Origin of the sequence: Tautonia marina (assembly GCF_009177065.1) — a bacterium.
GTDB classification, from domain to species: domain Bacteria; phylum Planctomycetota; class Planctomycetia; order Isosphaerales; family Isosphaeraceae; genus Tautonia; species Tautonia marina.
Genome location: NZ_WEZF01000009.1, coordinates 197,575 through 209,487, shown reverse-complemented (window position 1 = coordinate 209,487; position 11,913 = coordinate 197,575). Strand labels below are relative to the sequence as shown.

Annotated in this window: 6 protein-coding genes; all 6 read right to left on the bottom strand. The window is 61.2% G+C overall.

The window, feature by feature from the left end:
• Positions 1 to 16: 16 nt before the first annotated feature.
• A complete protein-coding gene (locus GA615_RS12900; protein ID WP_152051713.1) occupies positions 17 to 1,297 on the bottom strand; it encodes a DUF1501 domain-containing protein in 1,281 nt (426 codons plus the stop codon).
• A gap of 49 nt (positions 1,298 to 1,346) precedes the next feature.
• On the bottom strand, positions 1,347 to 2,969 hold the full coding sequence (locus tag GA615_RS12895) for a DUF1549 and DUF1553 domain-containing protein (RefSeq protein ID WP_152051712.1): 1,623 nt from the start codon (positions 2,967 to 2,969) through the stop codon (positions 1,347 to 1,349).
• A 297-nt stretch (positions 2,970 to 3,266) separates the two neighbouring features.
• Positions 3,267 to 5,498, bottom strand: coding sequence for an ABC transporter ATP-binding protein (locus tag GA615_RS12890; RefSeq protein ID WP_152051711.1), 2,232 nt, complete (start codon positions 5,496 to 5,498; stop codon positions 3,267 to 3,269).
• Positions 5,499 to 5,904: 406 nt separating this feature from the next.
• Positions 5,905 to 8,130 carry a site-2 protease family protein gene (locus tag GA615_RS12885; RefSeq protein ID WP_152051710.1) on the bottom strand — a complete coding sequence of 742 codons (2,226 nt, stop codon included), beginning with the start codon at positions 8,128 to 8,130 and terminating at the stop codon, positions 5,905 to 5,907.
• A gap of 216 nt (positions 8,131 to 8,346) precedes the next feature.
• Positions 8,347 to 9,345 (bottom strand): efflux RND transporter periplasmic adaptor subunit, encoded by a 999-nt coding sequence (locus tag GA615_RS12880; RefSeq protein ID WP_152051709.1) that lies wholly within the window; start codon positions 9,343 to 9,345, stop codon positions 8,347 to 8,349.
• Positions 9,346 to 9,418: 73 nt separating this feature from the next.
• A complete protein-coding gene (locus GA615_RS12875; protein ID WP_152051708.1) occupies positions 9,419 to 11,536 on the bottom strand; it encodes an efflux RND transporter periplasmic adaptor subunit in 2,118 nt (705 codons plus the stop codon).
• Positions 11,537 to 11,913 lie beyond the last annotated feature (377 nt).

Below are 11,913 nucleotides of genomic sequence, written 5' to 3'. Positions count from 1 at the left end.
GTGGATTGAGCGGAGCTCAGATCAGCTCCGTGATCGGCGTGCCCCCATCGACGACCCGCATGGGACGGCCGAGGGGGGTGGTGTACTCGGTATCGACATGGATGCCGAGGGCCGTGCACATGGTGGCGATGAGGTCCATGACGCCGACCTGACGATCCACGATGTCGATGCCGTCGGAGTCGGTCGCGCCGACGACCTGGCCCCCCTTGATCCCGCCGCCGCCGAGGGCGACCGACCAGCTGCGCGGCCAGTGGTCGCGGCCGCCGTTCTGGTTGATGCGAGGGGTGCGGCCGAACTCGCCCATCCAGACGATCAGGGTGTTTTGCAACAGACCAAGGCGGTTCAGGTCGGCGATGAGGGCGCCCATGCCCTTGTCGAGTTCGGGCAATCGCTGCTCGCGAAGGATGCGGAAGATGTCGTCATGATTATCCCAGCCCCCGAGGCCGACCTCGACAAAGGTCACACCGGCCTGGACCAGGCGGCGCGCCATGAGGCAGCCGGAACCGAAGCCGGATCGACCATATGCATCCCGGATGGTGTCCGGTTCGTCCGAGAGGTCGAAGGCTCGGGTATAAGCCGAGTTCATCATCTTCATCGTCTTGCCGTAGACATCCCGGTGTCCGACGGCGGCCGCGCCGCGGTTCTGGGCGATGAAGCGGTCTTCGACAAGTCCAAGCATCTGGACGCGGCGATTCAGTCGAGCCGGATCGACCTTTGGCTTCAGATTCTCGATCTGACCGTTCGGGTTGCCCACCACGAACGGCGCGTGAGACATGCCGAGGAACCCGGCCGACTCTCCCGGTCGGTTGATCGAGACGAAGTGAGGCAAGGGAAAGTCGTCTCCGAGCCGGGTGCCCAGTTCGAACGAGCAGATCGACCCGAAGCTCGGATGCACGACGGTCGGGTTCGGCTGCCAGCCGGTGTGCATCAGATAGGTGCCGCGATCGTGGTTCCCTTCGCTCGTGCTGAGGGAACGGATGAGGCTCAGATGCTGCATCTGCTGGGCGACGGTGGGCAGGTGCTCGCTGATCTGGATACCGGGGACGCTCGTGTCAATCGGCTTGAACTCGCCGCCGTTGCGAGGGCTTTCGGGCTTCAGGTCCCAGGTGTCGAGCTGGCTCGGACCACCCCCCATCCAAAGCAGGATGCAGTGCTTCTGGTTCCGGCGCACTTCCTGAGCATTGGCTCGAAGGGACCCGAGGAAACTGGCCGCCGGAAACGCCATCGAGGTGGCGGCCAGGTGCCCGAGGAAATGCCGCCGAGACATGCCTCGCGGTGTCAGCAGGCGATCGAACATCGGTCGGGTCCTCCCCTCGTCGGGTCGGTTCGGGGCCATCAGGAGATCATCAATGGTTGAGGATAAACTCGTTGGAATTGAGTAAGGCCCAGAAGATGTCTTCCATGACGGCGTTCGGGCTAGGTCCCTGGCGGAGCAAGACCTGTGCGGCCCCCGCTTCCTTCGAACTGGGAGGACGGCTCAGAGCAGCCAGATACAGCTTCTCGATCACGAAGTCTGCCGAGGCCCTGCGGCGCATGGCCTCGTCGAGCAGGTCTCGGAGGAAGCTCCCCGGTTTGCTGCTGGTGGCCTCGTCGATCAGGTCGCCGTTCATCATCATGAGCGCCTGGGGAATGGTCCCCTGAAAGCTCGTCCCCTCGTTCGTCTCGTCGTTGCCGAAAGCGAAGGTAAACTGCCGGAGCCATCGGTCGCGGCGAGCGTCGGAGTTTCCGCCGCCTCCCGCCTGGTGAGCCCGCGTCGCGGTGAGCAGTGATTCGAAGAGTTGTTCAGGCGTCAAGGGCTTGAGCGTCATGTGGCTGAAATAGGTTTCGTCGCGCTCGTTGGCTCGGGTCCGAACACTGGAGAGGTGGTAAGGCTCGGACGCAGTGATCCATCGGATCAACTGCTTGATGTCATAGCCGGACGCCTTGAAGTCGTCGGCCAGGCGTTCGAGCAATTCGGGATGGCTCGGCGGGTTGTGGTCGCCGAAGTCATCGATCGGGTGAACGATCCCCCGGCCGAGGAAGTGGCCCCACATCCGATTCACAAAAGCCTGGGCGAACTGGTCGTTGTCAGGCTCGGTGATGAAGGTGCCGAGTTCTTGACGACGATCGACGTCGGTTTCCTGGCTGATCTTGCGTCCATCGAGATAGGTCGGGAAGGCGATCCGGATGGTGCCGTCGCGGCGGTCGTAGCGGGCGAAAGCGTCGGTCGGGTCATCGTACAGTTCGTAGTAGGCGGTTTCCTCGGCACCGCCGGCGCTGGTCCGCGAGACTTCACGCGATCGGACGCCGCGGAAGAAGGCGTTGATGCCCCAGAAATCGGCCTGTTTCCAGTCATTCGACGGGTGATCGTGGCACTGTGTGCACTGGATCTGCTGGCCGAGGAACACGCGGGTCGTGATTGAGGTCAAGGGAACGGCGTCGAAATCGAGGTGAGCCAGGGCGAAGTTCGTCGCGCCGTTCTCGGGGGTGTTTGGTCCCGAGGCGGTCACCAGTTCCCGAGCAATCTCATTCCAGGGTTCGTTCGCGGCGAATCGGGTCCGGAGCCAGGCCCGCAAGGCATTCCGGTTGACCTGATTGCCGGTGTCTCCTCGTCCGATCAGGACCACTGACCAGAAGTTGCCGAAGTTCTGCGCATAGTCCGGATGATCGAGCAGATAGGAGATCAGTTTCTCCCGCTTATTGGCATCCTTGCTCTGGAGAAAGTCGGACGTTTCCTGGAGGCTTGGGATGCGTCCCAGGATGTCGAGGTAGGCCCGACGGAGGTATTCCCCGTCCGTGGCCCGAGGCGACGGTTTGACCCCGGCATCCTCCCAACCTGCGCGAATCCAGGAGTTGATGGCCTCGGTCGTGGAGCGATCGGCGCTGTCATCCGCCTGGGACGGACTCGCAAAGAGCACGAACGCCGCTGCCATTCCGGCCAGACAAAGGCCCGCGTGGACCCTCGATCGTTCCCTTCGGCTCGTCGTCATGCAAGGCACTCCTCTCGCGCTCTTAACCATCGGCATGGTCAGGAGGCGATCACGCAACATAGAGTCGGTGCAGAGAGTTCAGGGGAGAACGGCAGATGATGCGTTCAGCACGATCGGAGGCGTCGGCCTGAACTGGCCTCCTTTATCATGCGCGGGCGCAATCGAGACCTCAATTCAATTCTACGCAGCGGCCTCGCCCGCGTGACGAGATTCTTCCATCCCCTCTTGTGCGCAATCGTCAACGATGTCACCGGTTGGTGGTTCCTTTCGAGGGGGGGGAGGCCATCGAGCCGCTCGTCAGGCACTCTCTCGGTGATATTGGAGTTCGAGGAGGCGTCGGTAGAGCGAGGAGGTTCGTCGCAGTTCGTCCTCGGTCCCGACCGACTCGATCTGCCCTTCGTTCATCAGCACAATTCGATCGGCGAACTGGAGCGATCCGAGATTGTGGGTGATCAGGAAGGTCGTGCGCCCGCGGGAGAACTCCTCGATGGCCCGGCGGATGAGGGCTTCATCCTGGATATCGACGGCGCTGGTGGCCTCGTCGAGGATGAGGATTGCCGGGTCTCGGAGCATCGCCCGAGCCAGAGCGATTCGCTGCCGCTGGCCGCCGGAGAGACCGGCGCCACGCTCCCCGATAATCGTGTCGTACCCCTCGGGCATGGTGGAGATAAACTGGTGAGCGTATGCGCGGCGGGCTGCGGCTTCGATCTGTTCTCTTGTGGCGAAGGGACTGCCATAGCCGATGTTCGCGGCGATCGAGTCTTCGAACAGGATCGTTTCCTGGATGACCATGCCGATCTGTGACCGAAGGCTTTTGAGCGAGACCTCCCGCAGATCGTGGCCATCGATCCGGATCGCGCCGTCTTCCACGTCCCAGAATCTTGGTAAGAGGTTCATCAGGGTCGACTTGCCGCAACCGTTGGGGCCGACCAGGGCGATCGTCTCGCCGTGACGGACCTTCAGATTGAGCCCTCGGAGAACCTGCGTCCGGTCATCGTAGGAGAAATGGACGTTGTCGAACTCGATCTGCAACCGGTGGGGGGGGATCCGAAGCGCTCCCGGTCGTTCGATGACCGTCGGCTCACGGTCCATCAGCGCACAGATCCGATCCGAAGCCGCCGCGGCCCGTTGGATCTTGGAATGCACGTTCGAGAGCTTCCGTAGCGGGTCGGAGACGCCAGCGAGCATGACGTAAAGCGTGAGCAACTGCTCGATCGTCATCGGCTCTGAAGCCAGTTGAAGGCGAAAGAGACCCAGATCCAGGAAGCGCGATTCTCGCAAGACGAGGTAGGCCCCGGACATCAGGGCGATGGAAACGGTGGTCAATGCCAGCAGTTCCAGCACCGGGTCACTCATCGCCTCGATGGTCGCCACCCGAACGCGCTTCTTGTAAAGCGCCTTCGATTCCAGATAGAACCGCCGGCGCTCGCGGCGTTCCATCGTGTAGGCCTTGACGAGCTTGATCCCCTGGAAGGTCTCCTGCAGGATCTTGTAGATATTCGACATGCTTTCGAGCGATCGCCGGATCGCCCGCTTCATCAGCTTGCCGACCTTGACTGTGGTGATCGCCGAGACGGGCACCAGCACGAGCGCCAGAAGGGTTAATCGCCAGTTGAGCCAGAGAGCCCCTCCGAGGCAGGCGATGATGCGCAAAGGCTCTCGCACGACCTTGCTCAGGAGGACGACGAGCCCCTGGCTGACCGAGTCGAGGTCGCTTGTAAAGCGGGCCATCAGGTCGGCCGAACCCTGCTGATTGAAGCTTGCCAGATCGAGCGCCAGGGTGCGGCGGAAGAAACGCTTGCGAATGTCAAAGATCGAGAGCTGCATGATGTTCGCCACCAGGAATTCCTGGCCGAACATGAAGACCCCTTTGATTGCCACGCCGACCATCACCAGGGCGAGCAGGACGGTCAGGGTCCGGAAATTATCCTCGGGTAACCAGCGACTGACCCAGGGAGCAACTGCTTCGAACCGGGCTTGCCAGCCTTCGGCCTTGGCCATTTCTTTCTGCCAGGAGCGTTCGCGGCGATCGAGCGCCGACGGCCCCCCTTCCTCCATCAGCCGGGAGGCATGGCCGAGTTCGTCGTAACGGGCTTCGGCGATTCGATAGGCTTGGGTCAAGGCCGAGTAGCGTTCGAGTTGCTCGGCCGGCAACGACGGCTTGGGTCCGACAGAGGTTGCGTGGAACTCCTCGGGAACCTCATTGAAATAGAGATTCCAGGCGGATTGGTACCCTTGCTTGATTTGCTCGACATGATCGGCGTGCACGCCCTTCGGCCCAGCCTGGCGGACGATCTCCAACTCGTTGAGTCGAGCGCGCACTGTCTCTACGTCGGTTTCGTACCGTTCGATTTGATCGGCAACCCAGGTCTGGACATTCTCGCCGCCGAGCAGAATTTTCAGCAGCGGGAAGACCGCCCCCAGCTCTGTAAACCAGAGCAGGGCGACCATCATCGCGCAGCCGATCGACAGCACGAATCGGCCCCGGTAGGGCCAGGCAAACCGTACGAGACGGGCGAAATTCTTCATGAGTGCGCCAGACCGTCGACGTGAAACCCTCGGGCGTCCTTGCCGAACCCGACTGCTTGCGATGCGCAGTTGCCTACGCGCGGTCGGGGCTGGGGTCATGAGAGGTGTACCACTCCTCGCCGATTCTGACAAGCTGACTTCTCTCGGGAATGTCCGCACGCGACGGCCTGGGAACGGCCGTCGCTACCCTACCATGGATTGAGGAGAGTCGGCATTCCATCAAAGTCTTCTGTGTTTTTGAGCTTGAGAAAAAATCTGACAAAGGCTCGACTGGTTGATGACGGCGATCAGAAGCAGACGTGTTGAAATGTTCCGTGGCCAGAAACGCACAAGGCCGGCGGCCTCCACTGGGAAGCCGGCCAGCCTTGAGCAATCGAATGCGAAGAGCGTTCCTGCGGGAATCGTCTCAGAGGACGAACCGGAAAGTCTTGGTGATCGTCCGCCAGATCCACCAGCCGAGGGTAGCAGTGCCGCCGTCGATCTTGGCCATGCCGCGCTGGCCGGGGTGGAGGGAGAGGTTGGAGTTGTCGATCGGGATCACGACCTCATAGACGGTGGTCAGCGGCCGGGCTCCGCCGGTTTCCTCGTCTGGCTGAGTGGCGATTTCGCCGCCCGCGAGGTTCGAAAGCTCGGGAGGAATTTCCTCTTGGTTGCGGCGGGCAATCTCTTCGACGTGGCTGAGAATCGTCTCGTGGGATTTGCCGTAGATTTTGACCCAGGCCTTGGCTTTGGAGTTCTCGGAATCCTGCTTGATCAGATCGATATCCGATTGATCGATCAGCAGATGGGCCTCCAGTTGCTTCGGGTCGCCAACTTCACAGAAAAGGTCGCCGGGTCTCATGAACGAGCCGGTCACCTCTCGGTTCGGAATCCCCATGACCACACCGTCTCGGGCGGCGGTCAGGACGAGCTTCCCTTGCTGATCGATCGCCACATCGAGCTTTGGCTGGAGGTCCTGCTCGATCATGTCAACCGTTTCCAGGTGAAGTACGCGGTTCAGTGGATTGTTGCCGCTGGTCTGGTCGTAGACACGAGCCTTGACCTCGTTGACCTGGATTTCCTCGTTCAACTCGCTGACTTCGCGGAGCAGGTCGAGGTTGCTCAGGCGGGCGATGACGGTGCCGGGGCTGCCATCGTCACGGGGCCCTTCGACAGGCTGATTGTCTCGAACATCGATTGAGACCAGACGGCCGGGGACCTCGACGTAAATACGATCGGGCTTGGCGGGACGAAGCACGAGCGTCCCCTTGATCCGCAGCGGCGTCGGGATCAGCAGGATCAAGGCGATCACGGCCGCCGCCACGGCGAAGCAAGCCGCCGCTCGGACCTTCTTCACTTTGCGCATCCTCCCGGGTTGGCGGACGAACTTGACGATCTGCCACATCGGCATGAACAGGAGCGGCACCAGGGCTCCCATCGCCAGCATTGCGCTGATGACCCGGAGCTTCGGCGGCAAGAAATGGTACAGGAAGAAGATGATGCTGAAGGTGATGAACCACCGGTAGAGGTACGATGCGACGGCATACGTCACGAACAGGGCGCGACGCGATCGCGGCATGTAGCTCTGAACTGGGACCTCCAGGCCGAGCACCTTTTCCTGGAACGCGTAGGTGAAGAACTGGGTCGACTTGATCCGGAGGTTCGGAATCTCCAGGTAGTCGGAGGCGACGTAGTAACCATCGTATCGCAGCAGCGGATTTGCATTAAAGAGAATCGTGTTCACCGAGCAGATGAACATGGTTGAGAGCATCAGGCTGTTGAACAGGCCTGGCTGGGTGTTCCACCAGACGAAGGTGGCGAGGGCCGCGAGGAAGCACTCGACGTAGATGCCTGCCCCAGCAATCCAGATGCGTTTCCACTTGTTCGGCAAGAGCCAGCTGTCGGTCACGTCGCAATAGAGGGCCGGGGTGAGCACCAGGAACAGAATGCCCATCTCATGGACTTCCGAACCGTAATGCTTGGCCGTGAGGCCGTGGCCGAACTCGTGAATGATTTTCACGACGGCCAGACTTAGCCAGAGAGACGGGAGCGTTCGCCAGTTGAAGAAGCTTTCGAACGTCGGCAATTTGGTGGTGAATGTGTCCCACTGCGCGAAGACAAGAGTCAGCGCCGCCAGCATCATCCCGAGGCTAAAGATCACGAAGTATGACGTGAAAAGCCATCGGAAATAGGGATACATCCACGTCAGCAGCTTTTCCGGATCGATAATCGGGATCTTGATATAGAGAATGTTCGCGGCGGTCTGCTTGATCTTCTTCCAGCGGTTCTTCTTCTTCCGTTTGACCAGAGCCTTGGCTTGCTCAGGAGTGTCAACCAGGACGAGGCTTGCCTCGTGCAACTGGGCGACGAACCGGAGCAGGTCTTCGACGGTAATCGTCTGGGGCCGGAACTTGCGCTCAAAGGCTCGCTTGATATCCTGAAGTGTTTTCTTGCCGTCAAGTTCCTGGAGCAGGAAGTACTCCTCAGACTTGAACCGGAAGTACTTCAGGGCGATCGGGTCCTTGATGACGTAGTGGGTCACGCCCTCATAAGGGACCGGTTGCACGACGAGGTCGGGCCGCAAGCGGGCGGTGAGGTATTCGGCCGCCTGACCGGCAGGCACCGAAGCGGATTGGCTGGGGTCTCGGAGCATCGGTGAGCGGCCCTTTTCTCGGCAATCACGGTTCGAGCGGGGTCCGGTCCTATCTCCCCCCTCGCTCGATCGCAGAGGGGGGGGCCGGGTTCAGGGGGCCTGGCCATCGGTTGTGGGCCCCTCACCCGGCAATTGGCCTTCCTCGCCCCGCGGTTGCCTGAGGAGGAATTGCCATGAACATCTTCGTGGAAGACCTGATGAGCGGCTCCGAACTCGTTATTGAGCTGCGTTTGCTCCCAAATCCATCCGGCGACCAATCACCGGCGGGGTCGGCGTCGGATCGGGAATCACCGGCAGCATGTCTTCCGGAGGAGCAGGAATAAGGTTCGGGTCGTCGGTCAGGTAGACCGTCATGTTGGCCTTGTGGCCAACCCGCAATTCCTTGTCAATGTTGTTGATGATATCCGCCTTGATCTCGACCTCGGCTCGGGTCTTGGCGAAGGCCAGTTCGGGGCTGATGTAGACGATTCGGCCTCGGAACCGTTTCTGCGTGATCGGAATCTGTTCCCCTTCGATGACCGGCTGAACATCCACCACCATCCCCTTGCGGAGCTGATAGGCCATTTCCAGCGGAACGTATCCCTGGAACCGGACTCGGTCGGTCCGGGCAACGTGAACGACCGGCTCCATCGACTGCACGGCCTCGCCGGGGTACTTGATCTGCTGCAAGACCTCGCCGTCGAACGGTGCGAGAATCTGATGCTCGGCGACGGCCTCTTCGGCCATTTTTAGTTCCTGAGCGGCCTGCTCATATTTGGACTTCTCTTCCTTGAGCTTGGCGTCGGCCACCTTGAACTGGGCCTGGCGCAGTTCGTACTCTTCCTTCGAATTAATGTCGCGAAGACGGTAAGCCCGCGCGGCGTTGGTGGCGGCGACTTCCCGTTCGGCCTCAGCCATTTCAATGGCTGAGGTGTCCTTGGCGAACATCTCCGCCTTGGTTCGGGCCAGCTCGGCCATGGTGGAATCGAGATAAGCCACCAGGTCGCCTCGCTTGATCTCCTGGCCAATCGACTTTTCGATATGCCGCAAGATCCCTTCGCGCCGAGCGGCCAGGGCTGCTCGCTCGATCCATTCGATGTTGCCCGGCACGACCAGGGTTTGCACCTGGCCGTTCGACGAGATGGTCGGCTGCTGTGCCCGGACGGGAGCAATCATCGCAACAGAGAGGCTTGCGACGAGGGCAGCGGCCAGAGTGGTCTTCACGATCGTCTGCATGGCTCGTGTCTCCGCTGGAGGGGCCGAACGTTCAACGAGTGTTGAGGAGGAAACGATGCTGGGACGTTCCCGATCAATTCATGAACGGCCAGCGGAACAAGACCGTTTCGTGGAAGGCATTGATGACCTTTCGGAAGACGACGTAGGCCATCCGTTCATCGCCACATTCGATCCGGGCTCGAACCTCGGCACCGGATCGCAAACCGCGATCGGTGTTCTGACTCCGGGCGATGATCTGATCACGCACTTCGTCGCTGAACCCGACCGTAATCTTGACGACGTGTTCCCCTTCAACCGTCTGGGCCATCGATGCGATCCGGCGGACGTAACCCGGATATCGCTTCTCCGGGTCGGTTGCCAGAACGAAGTAGGCCTTGAGCGCTTCGTCGGGTGAGGCGTCTCCCCTGGCGATCTTATCCCTCAATCGCTGTTCGGCGGCAAGAATTGGAGCCATGTCGTCGTCCGTCACGTTCACTTCCAAGATCCAGTCACCGCTGGTCGAGGCGACCGAGACAAGTTCCTGGCCGATTTCCACCGGCCTGCCCAGCAAGTTCTTCCGCACCTCCCAGGTCACGATTGTGCCATCGTGGGGAGCCGTCACATTCAACTGCTCCAGTTGTTCTCGAATGATTTCCAGTTGCTCGGTCGCACTCTCGTAACGAATGCGAGCTTCTTCTTCCTGGCCTGCGAGGATGGGGCGCTCGTTGTAGTCGGTTGTCTGGTTGATCCGCCGTTCGAGCGTGGCGGCCTGGGCACCATAATAGGAACGGTCGGCCTGAACCTGTTCGAGCTGCTTGAGTAATTCCTCACTGTAGAGCGTCACCATCGGTTCCCCGGCCCGCACGAGGTCGCCGTGTTCAACGTGAACCTGGGCCACCCGAGCGGAAAGCGGGGCATAGGTGTTCCGACGTTCTTCCGGAAGGATGGATCCTTTGCCTTCGATTGTCAGTTTCCAGGGGACGAAGGCCATCACAAGCACGACGGCGGCGACGATACCCAGCACCGCGGCGATCTTCGCCAGAGTCCGTCCCCGGAACATCCGCCAGGGAGAACCGAGTGCCTTGAGTACGGGTCTCAGGAAAATGCGATGATGTTCCTGAGCGTTGTAAAGCGCCGTCGACGCATGCCGTGAGACGACCTCGCTCCGGGCGTGAACGTCGGTGACAATCAACTCGTCGCCGATCTGCTCGGCCACGATGCAGCCAAAGGGGACTTTGTCGGGAACCTTGCCGTCCTTGCTCGGCTCCTCAGGACGGTGCAGCAGGGTGATGATGACGGCCTTCGAGCCCGACTCATCAACATAGATTTCCAGGGCATCGCGGATGTCGGGCGGGAACCCTTCGGTGTCCCCCGTGTAGACGAGGTCTTCGCCCGACTTGATTACGAGCTTGCAAAGTTTCGTCAGCTCTCGGATGAGGTTCGACCGTTGTTCGACCACTTCCTGGCCGCTGACGGCTTCGACCATCGTTCGGCCGCCGATCTTCAGGGCAACGCTCAGGCGGTCGCAGCCGATCAGGCGTTTGCCGTCGTTGGCCACGGCGAAGGCGGTTTCCTGGAGGTCGAGCGAGGCGTGAATGGCGTGGGTGAAGCCTTCGAGCTGGTTCCAGAGCTTCTGCTGCGACATCATCTGCCGCATCTGGCGATTCTTCAGATACTGCGCTGCCAGGTCGCAGAGGTCGCCGACAAACCGGAGCGTGCTTTTTTGCGTGGCCGCGCGGCGGGTCGGGTCCATCAGGATCTCGACCAGGCCGACCACCTGCTTGTCGACGATCAAGGGGGAGAGGATCAGGGCAAAGGCCGTCGGGTTACCTGCGCCGGGCACCCCTTCGATGGTGGCTCCCGGCGGAATGATCTGGGCCTGTGCGGCCTGAAAGATCGTGCCGAGCAGAATATCGTGCGGTTGGGTGCGCACCCGGCCATCGAGCAAGCCGGTCAGTTGAAATTCAACATGATTCTGGAGCTTCAGCGTGCCCCGATTGTCGAGCATCCAGAGCGCACCGCCCGAGGCGGCCACCGCGGCGACGGCGCGGGTCAGGAACTCCTGAGAGAATTCCGGTGGCTGGATGTCGGAATCAGCCAGATCGGCGATCTCGGCGACGAGCGTCCGGATCTGGTTCTTGGTCTGCTCAAGCAGGCCGGGATCGATCGGCTGTTGCTGCGGCTCTTGCGTCTTGGTCGTGTCTTCGGCCATTTGGCAGCCCCGAGGAGTTAGGCGTTCGCTCTCGAAGTCCGGCCGACCCGCGCTCGTGGTCTCGGTCCCAGGCGTTTCCCGACAAGGGGGGCCGTCACGCCGGATCTGAACGCTCGCGTCGGCGAGACGTATAGACCCGGCTACTCCAACGGGACGTCTCCGCCTTCACCCTTCCCGGAACTTTTTCCAGGCCGTTCCGAATTTTCTGGACCCGACTCCAATGAACGGCCGAATCCCTCCACCCGTAGCATCGCAAGACCGCAGACACCGCGGCGCCGCCGCTTCTCCCTCCGCCTCGCTCTTGCTCCGTGACTTGTGTGAGGTCCTCGCCGATCCGCTTGCCGCCTGGAACGGTCCGGCGGTATCCTCCGATCGGC